This window comes from Kribbella sp. NPDC104740, assembly GCF_055583505.1.
Window position 1 is genome coordinate 1,111,372 of record NZ_JBVJNV010000002.1, and the last position, 21,358, is coordinate 1,132,729.

16 protein-coding genes and 1 pseudogene are annotated in these 21,358 nt (G+C 70.9%); 3 read left to right on the forward strand and 14 right to left on the reverse strand.

All coding sequences use genetic code 11. The annotated features are described in order from the left end of the window. Positions 1 to 8 precede the first annotated feature (8 nt). The 7 genes and pseudogenes from ACZ6Z4_RS14680 to pyrR form a co-directional block, all read right to left on the reverse strand. The gene (locus ACZ6Z4_RS14680; protein WP_465562890.1) at positions 9 to 1,067 is read right to left on the reverse strand and encodes a quinone-dependent dihydroorotate dehydrogenase; all 1,059 of its coding nucleotides are present in this window, start codon (positions 1,065 to 1,067) and stop codon (positions 9 to 11) included. Next, positions 1,064 to 4,372: a carbamoyl-phosphate synthase large subunit gene (gene carB, locus ACZ6Z4_RS14685; RefSeq protein WP_465562892.1), complete on the reverse strand. Its 3,309-nt coding sequence runs from the start codon at positions 4,370 to 4,372 to the stop codon at positions 1,064 to 1,066. Before carB ends, ACZ6Z4_RS14680 begins: the two co-directional genes overlap by 4 nt. After that, positions 4,372 to 5,493: a glutamine-hydrolyzing carbamoyl-phosphate synthase small subunit gene (gene carA, locus ACZ6Z4_RS14690; protein WP_465562895.1), complete on the reverse strand. Its 1,122-nt coding sequence runs from the start codon at positions 5,491 to 5,493 to the stop codon at positions 4,372 to 4,374. Before carA ends, carB begins: the two co-directional genes overlap by 1 nt. After that, a complete protein-coding gene (locus tag ACZ6Z4_RS14695; RefSeq protein WP_465562897.1) occupies positions 5,490 to 5,978 on the reverse strand; it encodes a PH-like domain-containing protein in 489 nt (162 codons plus the stop codon). Before ACZ6Z4_RS14695 ends, carA begins: the two co-directional genes overlap by 4 nt. Next, a complete protein-coding gene (locus ACZ6Z4_RS14700) occupies positions 5,975 to 7,267 on the reverse strand; it encodes a dihydroorotase (protein ID WP_465562900.1) in 1,293 nt (430 codons plus the stop codon). The genes ACZ6Z4_RS14695 and ACZ6Z4_RS14700 overlap by 4 nt, the downstream gene beginning before the upstream one ends. Next, positions 7,264 to 8,205 carry an aspartate carbamoyltransferase catalytic subunit gene (locus ACZ6Z4_RS14705; RefSeq protein WP_363668648.1) on the reverse strand — a complete coding sequence of 314 codons (942 nt, stop codon included), beginning with the start codon at positions 8,203 to 8,205 and terminating at the stop codon, positions 7,264 to 7,266. Before ACZ6Z4_RS14705 ends, ACZ6Z4_RS14700 begins: the two co-directional genes overlap by 4 nt. Positions 8,206 to 8,591: 386 nt before the next feature. Further along, a pseudogene (gene pyrR, locus ACZ6Z4_RS14710) lies at positions 8,592 to 9,152 on the reverse strand (bifunctional pyr operon transcriptional regulator/uracil phosphoribosyltransferase PyrR); the annotation flags it as partial. A 215-nt stretch (positions 9,153 to 9,367) separates the two neighbouring features. Here pyrR and bldD point away from each other — a divergent pair. After that, entirely contained in the window at positions 9,368 to 9,883 is a 516-nt protein-coding gene (gene bldD, locus ACZ6Z4_RS14715; protein WP_344173399.1) for a transcriptional regulator BldD, read from the forward strand. A gap of 462 nt (positions 9,884 to 10,345) precedes the next feature. Here the strand turns inward: bldD and nusB are convergent, their stop codons facing one another. Further along, positions 10,346 to 10,756: a transcription antitermination factor NusB gene (gene nusB, locus ACZ6Z4_RS14720; protein WP_184795649.1), complete on the reverse strand. Its 411-nt coding sequence runs from the start codon at positions 10,754 to 10,756 to the stop codon at positions 10,346 to 10,348. A gap of 33 nt (positions 10,757 to 10,789) precedes the next feature. Then, positions 10,790 to 11,353, reverse strand: coding sequence for an elongation factor P (efp, locus tag ACZ6Z4_RS14725; RefSeq protein ID WP_363668645.1), 564 nt, complete (start codon positions 11,351 to 11,353; stop codon positions 10,790 to 10,792). 139 nt (positions 11,354 to 11,492) lie between these two features. Between efp and ACZ6Z4_RS14730 the strand changes: the two genes are divergently transcribed. Next, complete coding sequence (locus ACZ6Z4_RS14730; RefSeq protein ID WP_465562907.1) at positions 11,493 to 12,305, forward strand: hypothetical protein; 813 nt, start codon at positions 11,493 to 11,495, stop codon at positions 12,303 to 12,305. A 1-nt stretch (position 12,306) separates the two neighbouring features. On the opposite strand, the gene ACZ6Z4_RS14735 is transcribed toward ACZ6Z4_RS14730, so the two are convergent. Both ACZ6Z4_RS14735 and fxlM read right to left on the reverse strand, forming a co-directional pair. After that, a complete protein-coding gene (locus ACZ6Z4_RS14735; protein WP_465562910.1) occupies positions 12,307 to 12,741 on the reverse strand; it encodes a VOC family protein in 435 nt (144 codons plus the stop codon). A 9-nt stretch (positions 12,742 to 12,750) separates the two neighbouring features. Further along, a complete protein-coding gene (gene fxlM, locus ACZ6Z4_RS14740) occupies positions 12,751 to 13,953 on the reverse strand; it encodes a methyltransferase, FxLD system (protein ID WP_465562913.1) in 1,203 nt (400 codons plus the stop codon). A 460-nt stretch (positions 13,954 to 14,413) separates the two neighbouring features. On the opposite strand from fxlM, the gene ACZ6Z4_RS14745 reads away from it, so the two are divergent. Next, on the forward strand, positions 14,414 to 17,566 hold the full coding sequence (locus ACZ6Z4_RS14745) for an ATP-binding protein (RefSeq protein ID WP_465562916.1): 3,153 nt from the start codon (positions 14,414 to 14,416) through the stop codon (positions 17,564 to 17,566). On the opposite strand, the gene ACZ6Z4_RS14750 is transcribed toward ACZ6Z4_RS14745, so the two are convergent. The 3 genes from ACZ6Z4_RS14750 to aroQ form a co-directional block, all read right to left on the reverse strand. Continuing rightward, positions 17,543 to 18,181: a histidine phosphatase family protein gene (locus ACZ6Z4_RS14750; protein WP_465562919.1), complete on the reverse strand. Its 639-nt coding sequence runs from the start codon at positions 18,179 to 18,181 to the stop codon at positions 17,543 to 17,545. The two genes, ACZ6Z4_RS14745 and ACZ6Z4_RS14750, sit on opposite strands and share 24 nt — an antisense overlap. A 760-nt stretch (positions 18,182 to 18,941) precedes the next feature. Continuing rightward, complete coding sequence (locus ACZ6Z4_RS14755) at positions 18,942 to 19,613, reverse strand: helix-turn-helix transcriptional regulator (protein ID WP_465562922.1); 672 nt, start codon at positions 19,611 to 19,613, stop codon at positions 18,942 to 18,944. A gap of 1,252 nt (positions 19,614 to 20,865) precedes the next feature. Further along, positions 20,866 to 21,306, reverse strand: a complete 441-nt coding sequence (aroQ, locus tag ACZ6Z4_RS14760; RefSeq protein WP_465562925.1) for a type II 3-dehydroquinate dehydratase — start codon at positions 21,304 to 21,306, stop codon at positions 20,866 to 20,868. Positions 21,307 to 21,358 lie beyond the last annotated feature (52 nt).

Genomic DNA, 21,358 nt, shown 5'->3' on the forward strand with positions numbered 1-21,358 from the left:
ACGCTCTCTCATGAAAGTTCTCCCGGCTGGGAGTCGGAGGCCAGTCGCCGGTTGGTCGTCCGGACCAGGCCGGGACCGCGGTAGATCAGGCCGGTGTAGAGCTGCACCAGGCTAGCCCCGGCGTCGAACAGCCGCAGCGCGTCGTCGGGTTCGAGGATGCCGCCGACGCCGATGATCGGCAGCGCTCCCCCGGTTTCGGCATGGATGTGCGCGACGGTCTTGGCCGAGATCTCGCTCAGCGGCCGGCCCGACAGCCCACCGGTCTCGGTGGCGAGCCACTCGTCGGAGGGCGCGAGTCCCGACCGGCCGATGGTGGTGTTGGTGGCGATGATCCCGGCGATCCCGACGTCGGTGCAGACCCCGAGCAGCTCGTCGATCGCCGACTCGGTCAGATCAGGCGCGATCTTCACCAGCACGGGCTTCCCGCCGGCTTCCGCCTTCAGAGCCGTGAGCAGCTCGCGCAGATGCCCCGCGTCCTGCAGTTCGCGCAGCCCCGGCGTGTTCGGCGAGCTGACGTTGACCGCGAAGTAGTCGCCGTACGCGTGCAGCCGCCGCAGCGACGTCACGTAGTCCTCGACCGCGTCGGCCAGCGGCGTGACCTTCGACTTCCCGATCGAGACGCCCAGCGGGTACCCCAGGTCCCCGTACGCCGCCAGCCGCTTGGCCAGCGCCTCCGAGCCGAGGTTGTTGAACCCCATCCGGTTGATCACGGCCTCGCTGTCGACCAGCCGGAACAGCCGCGGCTTCTCGTTGCCCGGCTGCGGCAGCGCCGTCACCGTGCCGACCTCGACGAACCCGAACCCGAGCGCGCGCCACGCGGGCAGCGCGACGCCGTTCTTGTCCATCCCCGCGGCCAGCCCGACCGGGCTCGGGAAGCGCAGCCCGAACACGGTCCGGTCCACACCCGCCGGCAGAGCGCCGTACGTCGACGCCAGCACCGGCACCGCGCCCGGCACCTTCGACAGCCGCCGCAGCCCGTGCAGCGTCTGCTCGTGGGCGATCTCGGCGTCACCGCGGCCCAGCCGGTACAGGACCGGCCGGACCACCTTGCGGTACGCCGTACTCACTGCTGACCGCGGATCCGCGACACCCAGTCCTGCAGCGACCGGACCCCGATGTCACCGGCGCGCTGCGCCTCGATCCCCTGGACCGCGGCGGCCAAGCCCTGGACGGTGGTGATGCACGGGATGTTCCGCGCCACCGCCGCGCTGCGGATCTCGTAGCCGTCGATCCGCGGCGAGCCGCCCTGGGTCATCCCGATCGGGGTGTTGACGATCAGGTTCAGCTCACCGTCCTGGACCATCTGGACGATCGTCGGCTCGCCGTTCGGGCCGGGCCCCTGCGAGCTCTTCCGGACCGTGACCGCCTCGACCCCGTTGCGCCGCAGCACGTCGGCCGTGCCCTCGGTCGCGTAGATCTGGAAGCCCAGGTCGGCGAGCCGCTTGACCGGGAAGATCATGTGCCGCTTGTCTCGGTTGGCGACCGACACGAAGACCTTGCCCTGTCCCGGCAGCGGCTGCGAGGCCCCGCCCTGGGACTTGGCGAACGCCGTACCGAAGGTGTCGTCGATGCCCATCACCTCACCGGTGGAGCGCATCTCGGGCCCGAGCAGCGTGTCGACCGAGCCGCCGTCGATGGTCCGGAACCGGTTGAACGGCATCACCGCTTCCTTCACGGCGATCGGCGTCGACGGCGGCAGCGTCCCGCCGTCACCCTCGGCCGGCAGCATGCCCTCGGCGCGCAGCTCGGCGATGGTCGCCCCGAGCATCACCCGCGCCGCGGCCTTGGCCATCGGAGTCGCGGTCGCCTTGGAGACGAACGGCACGGTCCGCGAGGCCCGCGGGTTCGCCTCCAGGACGTAGAGCACGTCCCCGGCCAGCGCGTACTGCACGTTCAGCAGACCCCGGACGCCGACCCCGCGCGCGATCGCCTCGGTGGACTGCCGGATCTTCTCGATGTCGGCGTTCCCGAGCGTGATCGGCGGCAGCGCGCAGGACGAGTCGCCGGAGTGCACCCCGGCCTCCTCGATGTGCTCCATCACGCCGCCGAGGAACAGCTCCTCGCCGTCGAACAGCCCGTCGACGTCGATCTCGACCGCGTCGTCGAGGAACCGGTCGATCAGCACCGGGTGCTCCCAGGCGTTCGCCCCGCCGCTCAGCCGCTCCAGCGCGGCTGCCAGCTCGGCGTCGCTGTAGACGATCTCCATCCCGCGCCCACCGAGCACGTACGACGGCCGGACGAGCACCGGGAAGCCGATCTCCTCGGCGACCGCGTGCGCCTCCGGCGCCGACAGCGCTGTGCCGTGCTTCGGGGCGGGCAGGTTCGCGTCGGCGAGCACCTTGCCGAAGGCCCCGCGCTCCTCGGCCAGGTGGATCGCCTCCGGCGACGTACCGACGATCGGCACGCCCGCGTCCGCGAGCCGCTGGGCGAGGCCGAGCGGGGTCTGACCGCCGAGCTGCACGATCACCCCGGCCACCGGGCCGGCCTGCATCTCGGCGTACACGATCTCCAGGACGTCCTCGGCGGTGAGCGGCTCGAAGTACAGCCGGTCGGAGGTGTCGTAGTCGGTGGAGACCGTCTCCGGGTTGCAGTTCACCATCACGGTGCAGTAGCCGGCCTCGCGCAGCGCCATCGACGCGTGCACGCAGGAGTAGTCGAACTCGATGCCCTGGCCGATCCGGTTCGGGCCGGAGCCCAGGATCAGCACGGCCGGCTCGGTGCGCGGCGCGACCTCGGTCTCCTCGTCGTACGACGAGTAGTGGTACGGCGTCGTCGCCGCGAACTCGGCCGCGCAGGTGTCGACGGTCTTGTAGACCGGCCGGATCCCGAGCGCCTGCCGGACGCCGCGGACGACGTCCTCGGTGAGGTCACGGATCTCGGCCAGCTGCAGGTCGGAGAAGCCGTGCCGCTTGGCCAGCCGGATCACGTCCGGCGTCAGCCGCGGCGCGGCCGCGACCTGCAGAGCGGTCTCGTGCAGCAGGAACAGCTGGTCCACGAACCACGGGTCGATCTTGGTCGCGTCGAAGATCTGCTCCGGCGTGGCACCGGCCCGGATCGCGTCCATGATCGTCCGCAGCCGCCCGTCGTGCGGAGTCCTGATCCGCTCGATCAGCGGCTCCAGCTCGGTCGCCGGCGAGCCCGCCCAGGAGAACCGGGCCTCGGGCTTCTCCAGCGACCGCAGCGCCTTCTGCAGCGCCTCGGTGTAGTTGCGGCCGATCGCCATCGCCTCGCCGACGCTCTTCATGTGCGTGGTCAGCGTCGCGTCGGCGGCCGGGAACTTCTCGAACGCGAACCGCGGCACCTTGACCACGACGTAGTCCAGCGTCGGCTCGAAGCTGGCCGGGGTCTGCTGGGTGATGTCGTTCGGGATCTCGTCCAGGGTGTAGCCGATCGCGACCTTGGCGGCGATCTTGGCGATCGGGAAGCCGGTCGCCTTCGAGGCCAGCGCGGACGAGCGCGACACCCGCGGGTTCATCTCGATCACGATCAGCCGGCCGTCGGCCGGGTTCACCGCGAACTGGATGTTGCAGCCGCCGGTGTCGACGCCGACCTCGCGGATGATGCCGATCGCCAGGTCGCGCATCACCTGGTACTCCCGGTCGGTCAGCGTCATCGCGGGCGCGACGGTGACCGAGTCGCCGGTGTGCACGCCCATCGGGTCGACGTTCTCGATCGAGCAGATGATCACCACGTTGTCGGCCTTGTCGCGCATCACCTCCAGCTCGTACTCCTTCCAGCCCACGATGGACTCCTCGATGAGGACCTCCGTGGTCGGGCTGGCGGCCAGGCCGGCGCCGGCGATCCGGCGCAGGTCGGACTCGTCGTAGGCCATCCCGGAGCCGACGCCGCCCATCGTGAACGACGGCCGGACGACCAGCGGGTAGCCGAGCTGGCCGGCCGCGCCGAGCACGTCGTCCATCGAGTGGCAGATCACCGAGCGGGCCACCTCGGCGCCGAGCTTCTCGACGATGCCCTTGAACGACTGCCGGTTCTCACCGCGCTGGATGGCGTCCACGGAGGCGCCGATCAGCTCGACGCCGTACTTCTCCAGGACGCCGTTCTCGTGCAGCGCGATCGCCGCGTTCAGCGCGGTCTGGCCGCCCAGGGTGGCGAGCAGGACGTTCGGGCGCTCCTTCTCGATCACCTTCTCGACGAACTCCGGGGTGATCGGCTCGACGTAGGTGGCGTCGGCGAACTCCGGGTCGGTCATGATCGTGGCCGGGTTGGAGTTGACCAGGACGACCCGGAAGCCCTCCTCCTTGAGCACCCGGCAGGCCTGGGTGCCGGAGTAGTCGAACTCGCAGGCCTGGCCGATCACGATCGGGCCGGAGCCGATCACCAGCACCGAGTCGATGTCTGTACGGCGCGGCATCAGTTCCGCCCTTCCATGAGTTCAACGAAACGATCGAACAGGTACGCCGAGTCGTGCGGACCGGCGGCGGCCTCTGGGTGGTACTGGACCGAGAAGGCCAGCACGCGGCCGTCGTTCCCGGTCAGCTTGAGCCCTTCGACCACGTTGTCGTTGAGCGAGACGTGACTGACCTCGGCGGTCCCGTACGGCGTCTGGATGCTCTCCTCGATCGGAGCGTCCACCGCGAAGCCGTGGTTCTGCGAGGTGATCTCGACCTTGCCGGTGGCCCGGTCGAGGACCGGCTGGTTGATGCCGCGGTGGCCGTACTTGAGCTTGAAGGTGCCGAGCCCGAGCGCGCGGCCGAAGACCTGGTTGCCGAAGCAGATGCCGAAGTACGGCTTGCCCTGCTCGAGCAGCTGCTTGAGCAGCGTGGTCGGGTGCTCGGTGGTCTCCGGGTCGCCGGGGCCGTTGCTCATGAAGATGCCGTCCGGGTTGACCGCCAGCACCTCCTCCAGCGAGGCCGTGGCCGGCAGCACGTGCACCTCGATGCCGCGCTCGGCCATCCGCTTCGGCGTCATCGACTTGATGCCCAGGTCGAGCGCGACCACGGTGAACCGCTTCTCGCCCTCGGCCGGTACGACGTACGGCTCGAAGGTGGTGACCTCGGCGGCCAGGTCGGCGCCGGCCATCGCCGGCTGCTCGAGCACCTTGGCCAGCAGCTGCTGCGGGTCGAGGATCTCGGTCGAGATCCCCGCGCGCATCGCGCCGCGCTCACGCAGGTGCCGGGTCAGCGCCCGGGTGTCGATCCCGGAGATGCCGACGATGCCCTGCGCCTTCAGCTGCTCGTCGAGCGAGCGGGTGGCCCGCCAGTTCGACGGGACCCGGGCGGGGTCGCGGACGACGTACCCGGCGACCCAGATCTTCTGCGACTCGTCGTCCTCGTCGTTGATCCCGGTGTTGCCGATGTGCGGCGCGGTCTGGGTGACGATCTGGCGGTGGTACGAGGGGTCGGTCAGCGTCTCCTGGTACCCGGTCATCCCGGTGGTGAAGACCGCCTCGCCGAAGGTCTCGCCGGTCGCCCCGTACGACGTCCCCGCGAACGCGCGGCCGTCCTCGAGGACCAGCAGTGCGTTCTGGCTCATTTCTCGGCTCCGATCAGGGTGGTGATGGATGCGGTCAGGGCGGCGGTGTCGGCCTTGTGCCGTGGGCGGAACCCGGTGTCCAGGTCCCGGCCGTCGTGCCGCCAGGTGACCACGAGCAGGCCGGAACGGTCGGCGGTGACCTTCCCGGCGATGCCCTTGTCGGTCCGTACGCCGGTCAGGTGATCGACCGGGATGAAGACGTCCGCGGCGCCCTGGCGGTGGAAGATCAGGCCGGCCGGTGACACGGCCAGGTCCGCGTGGCTGCGGACCCCGAGCTCGTGCACGGCGATCCGGTCCATCCAGTCGCCCGCGGTGGTGGTGGAGACGTACTCGCCCTCGACGCCCGCGGTGTCGTCCGCCGGTACGGCGGGCAGCGGCGCGAGGCCGGCCTGGCGGTTCTGGCGGTTCCGCCAGCCGCGCAGCATCCCGTAGTACGCGGCGGCGATGATCAGCAGCGTGCCTGCGATGCCCAGGAAGTTCTTCACTTCGCAGGCTTCCCGTCGAGGACGGTCGGCGTACCGCGCAGGAAGGTCGCGACCACCCGGCCCGGCAGCGTCATCCCCTCGAACGGCGTGTTCCGCGACAGCGACGTGCTCTCCGACGGGACGACCGTGCGCTGCGCGGCCGGGTCGATGAGCGTCAGGTTCGCCGCGGCACCGGCCTCGAGCGGCTGGCCGTGGTCGCTGATCTGCCCGATCGCCGCCGGGCGGTAGCTCATCCGGTCGGCCAGGTCGTCCCAGGTCAGCAGCTTGGTGTCGACCATCGTGTGCTGCACGACGCTGAGCGCGGTCTCCAGCCCGGTCATCCCGAACGCGGCCGCGCTCCACTCGCAGTCCTTGTCCTCGACCGGGTGCGGCGCGTGGTCGGTGGCGACGATGTCGATCGTGCCGTCGGCCAGGCCCTCGCGGACCGCCTCGACGTCGGCCTTGGTGCGCAGCGGCGGGTTCACCTTGTAGACCGGGTTGTACGACGCCGCCAGGTCCTCGGTGAGCAGCAGGTGGTGCGGGGTGACCTCGGCGGTCACCTCCAGCCCGCGCTTCTTCGCGGCCCGGACGATCTCGACCGAGCCCTTGGTGGACAGGTGGCAGATGTGCAGCTTCGAGCCGACGTGCGCGTTCAGCAGGATGTCGCGGGCGATGATCGACTCCTCGGCCACGCTCGGCCAGCCGGTCAGGCCGAGAACGCCGGAGAGCGCTCCCTCGTTCATCTGCGCGCCCTTGGTCAGCCGCGGCTCCTGCGCGTGCTGCGCGATGGTGCCGCCGAAGGCCTTCACGTACTCCAGCGCGCGGCGCATCAGCGCGGCGTCCCAGACGCAGTCGCCGTCGTCGGAGAACACCCGGACCCGCGCGGCCGAGTCGGCCATCGCGCCGAGCTCGGCGAGCTGGGTGCCCTGGCGCCCGACGGTGACGGCGCCGATCGGGAAGACGTCGGCGTACCCGGCCTCGCGGCCCAGCCGCCAGACCTGCTCGACGACACCCGCGGTGTCGGCGACCGGGTCGGTGTTGGCCATCGCGAAGACCGCGGTGAACCCGCCCATCGCGGCGGCACGGGTGCCGGTCAGGACGGTCTCGGCGTCCTCGCGGCCCGGCTCGCGCAGGTGGGTGTGCAGGTCGACCAGACCGGGCAGCGCGATCAGGCCTTGCGCGTCGATGTGCTCGACGTTCTCCGGCTTCTGAATGTCGTTGCCGACGGCCACGATCTCGCCGTTGTCGAGGAGGATGTCCGCGACCTCACCGCCGACGATCTTGGCTCCGGTGATCAGGTAGGCGGTCATGCGGTTTGCTCCTCGGTGGTTTCGTTGGTTCCTGACAGCAGCAGGTAGAGCACGGCCATCCGGATCGCCACGCCGTTCGTGACCTGTTCGACGATCACCGAGCGGGTCGAGTCGGCGACCTCGGCGCTGATCTCCATCCCGCGGTTCATCGGACCGGGGTGCAGCACGATCGCCTCGTCGGGCAGCTGCGCCATCCGGTGCACGTCCAGGCCGTACCGGCGGGTGTACTCGCGGGCGCTTGGGAAGAACGCGTCGCCCATCCGCTCGCGCTGGACCCGCAGCATCATCACCGCGTCGCTCTTCGGCAGCGCGGCGTCCAGGTCGTACGACGTCGTACAGGGCCAGCTGGTCATGTCGACCGGCAGCAGCGTCGGCGGCGCGACCACGGTCACGTCGGCGCCGAGCGTCGAGAGCAGCAGCACGTTCGAGCGGGCGACCCGGGAGTGCAGGACGTCGCCGACGATCGTGATCCGCCGGCCCTCCAGCGACCCGAGGTGGCGGCGCATCGTGAACGCGTCGAGCAGCGCCTGCGTCGGGTGCTCGTGGGTGCCGTCCCCGGCATTCACGACCGAGCCGTTCAGCCAGCCCGACGTCGCCAGCAGGTGCGGCGCACCGGACGACCCGTGCCGGCAGACGACCCCGTCGGCGCCCATCGCCTGCAGGGTCAGCGCGGTGTCCTTCAGGCTCTCGCCCTTGCTGACGCTGGAGCCCTTGGCCGAGAAGTTGATCACGTCCGCCGACAGCCGCTTGGCCGCGGCCTCGAACGAGATCCTGGTCCGGGTGGAGTCCTCGAAGAACAGGTTCACCACCGTGCGCCCACGCAGCGCGGGCAACTTCTTGATCGGCCGGTCCGCCAGCGAGCGCATCTCCTCGGCGGTGTCCAGGATCAGGTGCGCGTCGTCGCGGGACAGATCGCCCGCACTCAACAGATGCCTCACCGCGCCTGCACCTCCTGGTCGGTCTTGCTCCGCTCGCTGCCGGACTCCTTGTCGGAGGAGGCGACTCCCGTGGACGCTTCGCCGGAGGCGGACGCTCCCGATCCCTCCCCCGCAGACCGGCCGCCGGAGGCGGCCGGACCCGAACCGGCGGAGGCCGGCGTGCCCTGCCCCTCTCCCCCCGCTGACCGGCCGCCGGAGGCGGCCGGACCCGAACCGGCGGAGGCTGGCGTGCCCTGCCCCTCTCCCCCCGCAGACCGGCCGCCGGAGGCGGCCGGACCTGTACCGGCGGAGGCTGGCGTGCCCTGCCCCTCTCCCCCCGCAGACCGGCCGCCGGAGGCGGCCGGACCTGTACCGGCGGGGCGACGCTCGGCGGCCGGCTTGTCGGCGATCACCACCGCGTCCTCCTCGTCGTACTCGCTCAGGTGCACTGTGACGCGTTCCACCAGCGAGGTCGGCAGGTTCTTGCCGACGTAGTCGGCGCGGATCGGCAGCTCGCGGTGGCCGCGGTCGACCAGGACCGCCAGCTGGACCGCCTTGGGCCGGCCGATGTCGCCGATCGCGTCCAGCGCGGCGCGGATCGTCCGGCCGGAGAACAGCACGTCGTCGACCAGGACGACGACCTTGCCGTCGATCCCGCCCGGCGGGATGTCGGTGTGCTCCAGCGCGCGGGCCGGCTTGAGGCCGATGTCGTCGCGGTACATGGTCACGTCGAGTGACCCCGTGGGCACACTGCGCCCCTCCACCGCGGCGATCCGGTCGCGGATCCGGGCCGCGAGGCCCACACCACGGGTGGGGATGCCGAGCAGGACGACCGGGTCGGCACCCCGGTTGCGCTCGAGGATCTCGTGCGCGATCCGGGTCAGTGCCCGGGAAATGTCGGATGCATCAAGAACAGTGCGCGCGGCGTGCGGGTCGGGTGACTCGTGCGTCGTCGGGGCAGGGTTCATCGCAACCGTTCCTCCTTTCCCGCCTCACCGGACGGGTCTTTAAAGGACGTTCGGACCACTTGACATGGTATCGGAAGTGACACGCCGTCTTGACGCTGGCCTCCGGGCCGGAATATTGTTACTCTGTGTAACCGTGGGGGGTTCGACCGACGGCCCATACCTGGGGTCGTTGGTTTTCACCGAGAAATGACCACAAGTCGGAGGGAAGAACCAGCGTGCCTAGCGAATACGCGAAGACACTGGGTGGCAAGCTACGCGCCATCCGCCAGCAGCAAGGACTGTCGCTGCACGGCGTGGAAGAGAAGTCCAAGGGTCGCTGGAAGGCGGTCGTCGTCGGCTCGTACGAGCGTGGCGATCGGGCCGTCACGGTCCAGAAGCTCGCGGAGCTCGCCGATTTCTACGGCGTGCCGATCCGTGAGCTGCTGCCCGGATCCGCCAGCGCGGCCGCCGCGGCTGCCGCTCCGCCCAGGTTGATCCTGGACCTGGAGGCTCTGCAGCACCTCGACGCGAGCGAGGCCGGTCCGCTGACGCGGTACGCGGCCACGATCCAGGCTCAGCGTGGGGACTACAACGGAAAGGTGCTGTCGATCCGGCAGGACGACATGCGCACGCTCGCCGTGATCTACGACGAGTCGCCGACCACACTGACCGAGCGCTTCATCTCCTGGGGCGTGCTGAACCCGGAGGCGAAGGGCGACGTCGACGACGCGTCCGAGGCCGCCGGAGCCTGAGCACCACGGCGTGACCATGACGGTCGGGGCTCGTAGCAGCTTGCCCACGGCCGCCTGCCCGCCCCACTTCACTGTGGTGGGCCCCCTGAACGAACTGCTGTCAGCAGCTGGACGTGCCCGTCGCTCGCCCAGCTGACCCGCAAGTCCTCGGCGCTCCACGGCCGGGGAACCACCTCTGCCGGCCACGCACCCTGAAAACAGCGTGGCGGCGTACGGGTCTCAGCAGGAAACACCTAGTGAGGAAGAGCTGCACACACGGCAGCACGAGCCGGCACCGGTCACGGTGGCTGCTCGATCAGGCCGGGGCCGTTCCCCCCGCGCCGCACCGGAACGTCAGCAGGCCCGGCACCGCACCGAGGCGGTACCGGGCCCGAATCCTTCGCGGGTCACGAACCCCGCCTTCGCGCGCGTCTTTCAAGTAGTCGCCACCCACTCATCCAGGCAGCGACGACCTTCGCGCGCTCAAACCCCCAGCGTCGGCTTCAGCTGAAGCAGCCGGGCCAGCAGCCCGTTGACGAACGCCGGGGACTCGTCGGTCGACAGGTCCCGCGCCAGCGAGACCGCCTCCGAGACCGCCACCACGTCCGGCACCTGCTCGTCGAAGAGCAGTTCGTACACGCCGATCCGCAGGATGTTGCGGTCGACCGCCGGCATCCGGTCCAGCGTCCAGCCGACCGAGTGCGTCCCGAGCAGGTCGTCGATCGCGGAGATGTGCTCCGCGACCCCCTCGACCAGCGCCACGGTGAACTCGTTCACCGGCGGGTCGTTGTCGGCCACGCGATCGGACAGGGTGCCGCCGACCGGCAGGCCGCGCACCTCCGACTCGTACAGCACGTCCAGCGCGCGCTTGCGGGCCTTGCTACGGGCAGACATGATCGGTTGTCAGCTCCAGCCGAAGACGGGCGGTCAGGACGTGACGCGGCCGAGGTAGTCCCCGGTCCGGGTGTCCACCTTGACCTTCTCGCCGGTGGTCAGGAACAGCGGGACGTTGATCGTGTACCCGGTCTCCAGCTTGGCCGGCTTGGTGCCACCGGTCGAGCGGTCGCCCTGCAGGCCCGGCTCGGTGTACTCGACGGTGAGCTCGACCGAGGCCGGGAGCTCGACGTACAGCGGCAGCTCGTTGTGCACCGCGACGATGGCGTCCTGGTTCTCCAGCAGGAAGTGCGACGCGTCGCCGACCGTGTCCGGCTGGATCGACAGCTGCTCGTAGGTCTGCTTGTCCATGAAGACGTACGCCGAGCCGTCGTTGTACAGGTAGGTCATGTCGCGCTTGTCGACGTTGGCCACCTCGACCTTGACGTCGGCGTTGAAGGTCTTGTCGACCACCTTGCCGGACAGCACGTTCTTGAGCTTGGTCCGCATCACGGCACCGCCCTTACCGGGCTTGTGGTGCTGGAACCAGACGACGGACCACAGCTGCCCATCCAGGTTGAGCACCATGCCGTTCTTGAGGTCGTTCGTCGATGCCACGCGTGGGAACCCTTCGAAATCGATCAGCGGTACACCGGATTGTAGCGGGCGCGACGCCGATCGGCCGATTCGTGCGGACCCGGCGGGCCCTAGGCTGGAACCGCAGGTCCGCAACCGCCGTACGAGAGGGGTCCGCACGATGGAGTTCCTGATCCCGCTGATCGTGGTGATCGTGGTCACGGTCGTCACCCGCCGGCTCAACGCGCAGGACCGTGGCGGGCGGAATCCCGGGACGCCGTCGCCGCGGGTGCAGCGGCTGATCGAGCGGATGCAGGCGCAGCAGGGTGTGCAGCCGAAGATGCTGGGGCAGTACACGCAACCGGCCGGCGGGCAGGCGATGCCGTACGGGCAACCGGCCGGTGGGCAGACGATGCCGTACGCGCAGCCGGGGCAGTTCCAGCCGCCGCAGCAGTACCAGCAGGGGCAGTACCAGCCCGGGCCGTTCCAGCAGCCTGTGCAGTTCCAGCAGCCTCAGCAGTCGTCCCCGTGGCCTGCGCCCCACACCTCTCCTCAGCGTGGCGTCCAGGCCCGGCCCTCCCAGCGCGACCTGGACAGCCAGGTCCGGGAGCTGATGAAGTCCGGCAACGAGGTCGCGGCCGTCCGCCTGCTCTCGGACGAGCTGGACCTGGGCATCATCGACGCTCAGAAGCGCGCTCGTGCGATCGCCTCCAACGGCAACGGCAACGGCGGCAACGCACCCGGCCGTCAGGCCTCCACCGCCTCGAGCTCCTCGGCTGCCTCTCCCTCCACCGACTCCGCCCCCGAGCAGGAGACCCGGTACGTCGGCTCCGCGGCGTTCGCCGACTCCCTCTTCGACACCAATCGCGACGACCAGGAGACCTGGGCCAGCGGCTGGACCGACGTACCGGAAGCCGACGACCGCTCCGACATGGACGAGCTCTGGCAGACCGTCCGCGACCACGGCCGCTCCCCGGGCCGCGAACCGAGCTAGCTCAGTCGAGACAGAACTCGTTGCCCTCGACATCCCGCATCACGATGCAGGACTCGTTGATCCCGTCCGCGACCAGCACCCGCTCCTCGACCGCGCCGAGCGCGATCAACCGGTCGCGCTCGGCCTCCAGCGTGCCCAGCCGCTCGGCACCGACCAGCCCGGTCCCGACCCGTACGTCGAGGTGCACCCGGTTCTTCACGACCTTGCCCTCGGGCACCCGCTGGAAGAACAGCCGCGGCCCGGCTCCGTCCGGATCGACACAGGCGAACGCCGACCCCTGAGCCTCGGGCGGCAGTGACGCGTTGAACGCCTCCCAGCTGTCGAAGCCCGGCGGAGGCGGCGGTACGACGTACCCGAGCACCTCGCACCAGAAGCGCGCGACACGCTCCGGGTCGGCGCAGTCGAACGTGACCTGGAACTGCCTGACCGTTGCCATCACGCCACCCTAGTGCGCCCAGATCGGCGTGACGACGCAGTTTCTGGTCCGGAAGTGCGGCCCCTCCGGCAGGTCCGGCGTACTGGCCGGATGCACCAGAAACACCGGATCGGGCCCACCGCGCAGTACGGAATCCCAGTGCCGAACCTGCGCCGCGACCTCCTCGGCGAGCAACACCGCCGCCGGCCCGTGTGCCCGAACACCGACCTCGACCTGATTCCGCTTCGGCCCCGCCTGCGACGTCAGGTACGCGATCGACCCGTCCTTGGCGACCGCCGCCCCACCCCACCGCAACGCCGGCCGAACCAGCCGCCGCTTCACCGCCGCCCGGCTCGCCGCCAGCACGCAGTACTCCTCGAACACCGACGCCAACCACAGATCCAGCTGACAGAACGGCTCGTCCCGATCCATCAGCACTCGCGTCCACCGCACGAACCCCGGCCCGTCGAGCACCGGCGGCTCGATCTCCTGATCCTGATCCGTCCGCAGCACGACGTCGTCGCCAACCACCCGCACCGCTCTCTCGTACTCCGCCCGCGGCCCCTGCATCGCCACGAACCCACAGTTCACACTCGACCGACTCCGCAACGAGCCGTCTGGTTGAAGGTCGAGCGCCAGCGACCGGGTCTGCCCCCGGACCCGCAGCGGCACCACGATCCGCCCACCCACCGCGAGCTGCCCCACCCAAGCCGGCGCCACGTCAGCCGCCGTCACCGTCACCACGATCCGGTCGTACGGCGCGTTGCCTTTCCACCCCTCGACCCCGTCCGCCCGCACGACCTCCACCCCGTCGTACCCAGCCGTTCGGAGCGTCGCGGCCGCCCGCTCAGTCACCTCTCGATCGATGTCAACCGTCGTCACCGCACCCTCCGGCTTCGCGAGCTCCCACAACAACGCCGCGTTGTACCCGCCGGACCCCACCTCCAGCACCCGCTGCCCCGGCTCCACCCCCGCCTGCTCCAACATCAACGCCACCATCGAAGGCTGCGACACCGAACTGATCGCCACGCCTGCGTCGTCCTGCTTCATCAACACCACGTCATCGGCGTACGCCGCCTCAACCGCCACCCCCGGCACAAACACATGCCGCGGCACGGTGGCGAAGGCCTCGGCCACCCGCGCGTCGGACAGCACCCCCTGCTTCCGCAGCCCCACGACCAGCCCGGCCCGCAACGCCGCCGCATACTCAGACTCGTTGCCCAAAGCACCCATCAGCCGCCACCCGTCCCGGGACTCCCGTGGGCCCTCCACGCTACTAGCCCCGGCGCCGCCACACCTCCCCTCACCGACGCCCGTTGCCCACCCAGCTCCGTCTTCCCCCGCCCGTCGGTTGCCCGCCCAGCTCCGTCTCCCCCGCCCGTCGGCTGCCCACCCACCTCCGTCTCCCCCGCCCGTCGGTTGCCCACCCACCTCCGTCTCCCCCGCCACCGTTTCCCACCCAACCCCGTCTCCCCACCTCCCGCGCAACTCCGCCCTCCCTCCCCGGTTGCCGACGCCGCCGCCTCCTCTGCCCGCGCCACTCCGCTACAGCTCCCTCCCGCTGCCCGCCCCACTCCGCCCCATCTCCTCCGACTTACCGCCCACCGACTCCGTCGCACGTCTCTCCCCTCCCGTGACGAAGACGACCCCAACACCGCTGACTCCCCCACCACCCCCGTGGGAGGATCTCCAGATGGCAGCCCGGCAAGGTGGTGACAACCCGCAGCACCAACCCCCGAGGCTCCTCTTCCGCGTACTCGGCCCGACCCACATCACCCCCACACCAGGCGCCACCTCAGCGGCCGCCCCGTCCCCCGCAGTCGCCCCAACCCCGGCCGCGATCGCGCCCTCCCCGAGCCCCACCGACACCGTCGCATCCGCCACCCCCGCGACCCCGCCCTCGGCGGATCACACCGGCGCGACCGTCCCCACCGTCCCAGCCGCCCCCAGCGAGATCGTCCTGCGCCAACCCCTCGTCCGCGCCCTCGCCGTCCGCCTCGCCCTGGCCCACGGCGACGCCCTCTCCGACGAGATCCTCGTCCGCGACCTCTGGGGCGACGCCGAGCTCTCCCGCCCGTCAGCCCGCCTCCGCGTCCTCGCCTCTCGCCTCCGCGGCGCCCTCGGCGACCACAGCGACGCCCTCGACCGCACCGCCGCCGGCTTCCGCCTCGACGCCGCCGCCGTCGACCTCACCGAAGTCGAGCACCAAGTCACCCAGCTCGGAGCAGCCCGCCGTACGACGAACTGGCCCGCCGCCCACACCGCCGCCTCCGCCGCCCTCGCGGCCTGGCGCGGCGACCCGCTCCAAGACCTCCCCGATCTCCCCTTCGTCCTCGCCGAACGCCAGCGCCTGGACTCTCTCCGCGTCGAGCTCAGACTCGACCGCGTCGAGAGCGGTCTCGAGGTCGGTGCCACCGGCATCGACTCCGAGCTCCACCAACTCATCGAGCAGTACCCGCTCCACGAACGCCCCGTCCGCCTCGCCGCGACCGCCGCGGCGCGCGCCGGAGATCTCCAGGGAGCGCTCTCCCAGCTCCACCACCTGCACGAGCGCCTCGCCGACCAGCTCGGCATCGATCCCTCCCCCGAGACGGTCGCCCTCGAAACCCAACTCCGCACCGGCACCGCGCCAACCGCCGTACCGGCCCCTCCGCGCCCCGCCATCACCATCTCGTTGCCTCAGGCCCACAAAGCCTTCGTCGGCCGCGATCTCGAGTACGCCGACCTGCTGGCCCAGGTCAGCGGCGAGGGCCCGTACGCCGGGGTCGTGACGCTGACCGGCGGCGCGGGCGTCGGCAAGACGCGCCTGGCCCGCGAGGTCGCGTACCGAGAGAGCGCCCGCGGCCGCCGGGTCGGCTGGGTCGACCTCGGTCCGCTCGGCGCGACCGACAGCCTGGTCGCCGTACTGGCCGCGATCCTCGGTGTCGACGGCAGCTCCGAGGACCCGCTGGCGCGTTGCGCCGACGAGCTGGCCGGCGGGCTGCTGATCCTCGACAACGCCGAGCACCTCGTCGAGAACACCGCCGCGCTGGTCGAGAATCTGCTCAAGTTCGGCGAGGCGACGTCGATCATCGTCACCTCCCAACGTCTGCTCCGGATCTCCGCCGAGGAGGAGCGCCGCGTCGGCCCGCTCGAAGCAGCCGCCGCCTCCGAACTCTTCTGCAACCGCAGCGGCGCCGAACCCGGTCCCGAGGTCGACGCGATCTGCGCCGCCGTCGACCGCCTCCCCCTCGCGATCGAACTGGCAGCCGGTCTCACCCGAACCCTCTCGGTCGCCCAGCTCGCCGAACGCATCGACAACCGCCTCCGCCTCCTGGTCCGCGGCCCCCGCGACGCCGGCATCCGTCATACGAGCCTCCGCGCCGCCCTCGACTGGAGCCACGAACTCCTCGACCTCCCCGAACGAGTGGCCCTGAGACGCCTGGCCGTCTTCGCCGGTGGCTTCACCGCGGAGGCCGCCCAGGCAGTCATCGCCAATCCGCCGGGGGCTCAGCCCTCCACTCCCCAGCCCGCTGATCCACCCGGCCACCGCCGACATCCAGAACGTGCTCGGGTTCGCCCAGCTGCGGCCGCGGGCGCGTCCCCGGCGAGCAACAGCTCCACCGCCACCCCCGCGAACGAGCCCGGTGGGTCGACCGTCAGCTCGCCGACGCCGTTCTCCCCGGCGTACGAGCCCTCCGAGCACCTCTCCCCCGAACAAACTGGCGATGTGCTCGCCGAGCTGGTCGAGCGCTGCATCCTCACCATCGAAGGCGGCGCCGAGAGCATCCGCTTCCGGCTGCTCGAGACCGTCCGCGACTACGCCGCCGAACGTCTCCGCGAAGCCGCCGAGGAAGAACCCCTCCGCGACCGCCACGTCGAGTGGTGCGGCTACTTCGTCCGCCAGTTCGAGGGCATGGGCGCCCGCAACAACACCGGCGTCGGCGCGGAGGAGGCCAACCTGCTCGCCGCCATCGACTGGTGTCTCACCGCCGGCGACCAGCCCGCGAAGGTGAGCGCCCTCGTCTCCCCGCTCTGGTGGTACTGGCCCGCCCGTGGCCTCATGGTCGAGGCCTCCGACTGGCTGGAGCGCTCTCTGGCCGTTCTTCCCGAGGACTCCGAGGAGTACGCCGCCGGCCTCAGCACCCTCGCCAGCCTGACCCGTAACCGCGGCCTGATCCCCGAGGCGAGATCCATCGGGGAGCGCTCTCTCGCGGCCTTCCGCGCTCTCGGCGACGAGGAGCGCGTGACGATCGGCCTGATGTCGCTCACCCGCACCTGCCTCGCGCAGGGCGACATGGTCGCGACCCTCACCCACGCCGAGGAGGTCGAGCAGCGCTGCCGCGCCACCGACCGCGTCACCCGCCGCGCCCGCGCGTCGGCCCTCAACTACATGGGCCTCGCCCACCGCAACCTCCGCCACGCACCCCAGGCCACCGTCCTCTTCGAGGCAGCCCGAGACCACTGGCAGGAGATGGAGGACTTCGGCGGCGTAGCGATCGCCCTCGAGAACCTCGCGATCGTCGCCCGCCAGACCGGCCAGCACGACCTCGCCCGCACCTGGGCGATCGAGAGCCTCCGGAGAGCACGAGAGAGCGCGTTCTCGATGGGCATGTGCGGCGCCCTGGAGTCGATCGCCTGCCTGGCCGTCGCCGAGGACCGCCCCGAGGAAGCCCTCCAACTCCTCGCGGCCACCACCCACCACCGCGACAAGTTCGGCCTCCCCGTCCAGGTCCCCGACGAACTCGCAGACCTCGCGGCAGTCCGCAGTACGGCGTACGCCGCCCTCGGCCCCGTCGCCGACCAGATCACCGAGTCCTCCCGCGAACTACCCCTCGACGAACTAGCCGCCCGCTACCTCCCCTAAGTGCGCGGTCTCGTTCAGCGCCACCACCTGATGGCTGAAATGACTGTCGTTCCGCACCAACGTCGTGATGCTCCCCGCCTCGAGCGGAAAGTACCCGAGCCCGGTCGCCTCCATCGGCATCCCGATCCAAGCCGAGATCAGATAACTCGACGCCGACCCGTGCGAAACAATCACCTGCTCCTCCACCGGCCGCCGCAGGATCTCCTCCAGCACCGGATACAACCGCTGCACCAACTCCCGCCGAGTCTCCGCCCCAACCGGCCCGTCGCGATGCCCCAACCGATCCCCAACCTCCGGCAACGGCACCCGCCGCTCCTCCAACCAGGCCTGCGACTTCCCGTCAGCTTCCCCGTTCGACCGCTCCCGAAGCCGAGCATCGGTCGTCACCCCCACCCCCAACCGCCCCCCGATCACCTCCGCAGCTTCCGCCGCCCGCCGCAGATCCGAAGCCCAAATCTCAACCCCCCGCCCACCAACCCGCCCCGCCAAAACCTCAGCAATCCGCCCCGCCTGCACCCGCCCCCGTGCAGTCAGCTCAGAGTCGAACCACCCACCCACAACCCCATCCACATGATGCCGAGCCTCAGGATGAGTCACCAGATGAATCCGCCGCATGCCCGGAGACTTCCACACGCCCGGTGCACTCCCCGCCCGCACGCCGCACGGGCGTCAGCGCATCCCCTCACCGAGTTGCTGCGGATCCTGGAGCACCCGAGGGCAATCGCCCAGCTGACCCCGCCAAGCGCTCCAGATCAGCACCCCACCATCCGGCATCAGCAGGCGCTGGGTCAGCCCTCCACGCGACACGCCGCTCACGCCGCGCCGACGCCGCACCACAAGCCCAACGCCAAGGCACGGGCGGCAGCGCACCCCGTCCCGGGCTGCTGCAGATCCCGGCGTACACGCGAGCAGCCGCCCAGCTGACCCCGCGAAGCGCCCCACGATTCAGCAACAGCAGGCGCTGGGTCAGCTCACCACCCGACACCGGTCGTACGAGGCAGGACGTGCCGCTCACGCCGCCTCGGCCGGCCCCACCACAGGCCAACGCACGCCGCGTGAGCGTCAGCCCAACCCATCCCTGGGCTGCCGCAGGTCCCGGCAACCCCGCGAGCAAGTCGCCTAGTTGACCCCGCGACGCGCTCCAGGTCAGCGCCCACGATCCAGCAGCAGGCGCTGCGGCAGCTCCACCAACGCACGCCGCGTCAGCGCCTCGCCGTCCACACAACGCACACCGCGTCGGCGCCTGCTTGCGGCGCCGACGCGGTGACCGAAGGGCCGGTGGGCTGGCCGGCGTTCGGGTGTGACTTCTCCTCCCGGCGTCACCCTCCAGCGCCGGGTGGAGAAACGAGGGCCGTCGGTGGGGACGGCGGGTGGGTCAGATCAGGCCTTCGCGGAGGGCGTAGGCGACGGCGTGGGAGCGGTTGCGGAGTTGCAGGCGGCTGGTGACGTCGTGGAGGACGTTCTTCACCGTGCGTTCGGAGTACGAGAGCTCGCGGGCGATCTCCTGGGTGTCCTTGCCGTCGGCAACCAATCTGAGGACCTGGGTCTCGCGGTCCGACAGGCCCGTGCGGGACAGGCCGCGCGGCGCGAGGACGTGCCGCTGCATGCGGGAGACCTGGCCGAGGAGCCGGCCGAGGAGGTCCGGCGGGAGGCTGCCGTCTCCCGCGGCGGCGGTTTGGAGCAGGTGGACGATCCGGTCGCCGGTTGCTTCGGCGCGACGGAGTACGCCGGAGACGCCGAGCTCGACCGCGGTCATCAGCGCGTCGTCGTCGATCGTGCTGCTGATCAGGACCGTACGCCGGCAGCCGCGCTGCGTCGCCGAGCGGAGCAGCTGAACCGCGACGGGGTCGAGCGAGTCGACGGCGATCAGCGCGACCACTGGCGGGGCGGTGCGCTGGTCGGTCGGCTGCTGGATCCCGGGCAGGTCGGCGTCGCTGACCAGCGCGACCTCCGGGCGCGGGCGGAGCGCGTGCACCAGGCCGAACTGCGAGAGCGGATCGGCCGCCTTCACCCAGACCGGTATCCGGCGCTGTTTCACGGGCAGCACTCCCCCAGAGTGTTGAACGGAACGGATCGCATCCGCAGTCACAGGAACCCCCAAGGCTCGTCGATTCGTCGTGGTCCCGAACGGTGTGCCCGTACGGGCAGCTCCGGCACTCGCCGCGGGCCGCCACGGCCGTGCCCTGAGGTCCCCCGATGGATCCGCAAGGTTCGACCGCCGCGGCCCGGCGGCTTGCGCCGTTCCCCCGGGACCCCGACCCGCGACACAGCCTGCCCGAGCGCCGTTTCACGGGCGTCTCACACCGGTTTCATGCCCTTGCGCGCGTGAGATCTGCCCGGTGGGTCTGCCCTCGGGGCCAGCCGATCGGGCAAGTCGGTCGCTGCGTGCAACCTGCTGGGGACGTTCTGCATGCGCATTTGGGCCTGCGCCCTCGCGCTCACGAGCGCCGGCCGGATGGGCGCGACCGAGGGTCTCGGCTCGGCCGCTCAGGGTCACCTAGCTCACCTGCTCCGTCGGTTCGGGTCGGTTCGACTGCGCGAGCGGATCTCCACCACTCACCAACGCGCATCCGCCGAGTGGGAGCCCGCCTGACGAGTTGGCATTCGCGTCTGCCGCGAGGACTTGGTGAGTGGTGGGCGTCCGGCGAAGCGCAGGTGGTCGACGTGCACCACCGATCAACGTCTGGATCGCTGCCGCCGGCCGAGGTTGGTGAGCGGAGACCGGGGGCGCGCGTGGTGCTTGGTGGGTGGTGGGCGTCGGAGGCGCAGAGCCGGAGCCGGAGCCGACGAGATCGGGCCGGAGCTGGGCCAGCTGACGCCGGGCCGAGCCGCGCTGCGTCGGGTAACGCCGGGCTGGTGAGCTAGGAGGTGCGTGATCGACATGCACCACTGATCAAGAGTCGGTACACGGCGCCTGATAGGCGTGGGCGGGCAGCGCCGGCTGCGGTGAGCAGTACCTAGTCAGTGGTGGGCGTCGCGCTCTGCCCGTTGGCGGAGGACAGGCGGGCCGGAGTGGCGAGCCCGGGCGGGCTGGAGCGGGTGAGACAGGTCGGCTGGAGCGGGTGAAGTCGGACTGGGCTGGCGCGTGTGAAGCCGGGCCGAGCTGGCGCGGCTGAGGCTGGGCCGAGCTGGCGCGGCTTCGGCCAGACTGGGCTGGCGCGGGTGAAGCCGGGCCGAGCTGGGGCGGGTAAAGCCGGGCTGGGCTCGGCGGTCGAAGCCGGGCTGGGAACTGGCAACCCAATGCCGAGCTGGATAGGCGAAGCCGGGCCGACCGACGGATCGGCGGGCAGCCTTGGCGGCTAGTCCGTCAGGGTGGTGAGCGCGCGGAGCGCCAGGCGGTACGAGTCGAGGCCGAAGCCTGCGATTGTGCCTGTTGCGACGGCGGCGACGACGCTGGTGTGGCGGAACTCCTCCCGCGCGGCCGGGTTGCTGATGTGGATTTCGATCAGGGGGGCGGTGCGTTGGGCGCAGGCGTCGCGGAGGGCGTAGGAGTAGTGGGTGAACGCCGCCGGGTTGAGGACCACCGGGTACTTGTGGTCGGCGGCCTCGTGGAGCCAGCCGACGAGTTCGGACTCGTCGTCGGTTTGGCGGACCTCGACGGTCAGGCCCAGGTCGGCGCCGGTTTTCTCGCAGTCGGCGACCAGGTCGGCGAACGTCGTCGCGCCGTACACGTCGGGCTCGCGGGAGCCGAGACGGCCTAGGTTGGGTCCGTTCAGTACGAGTACCTTGCGCGCGGTCACGAGGCAACCTTAGTGGGCACCGAGCGAACCGGCCGGGAGGGTGCCGGACTCT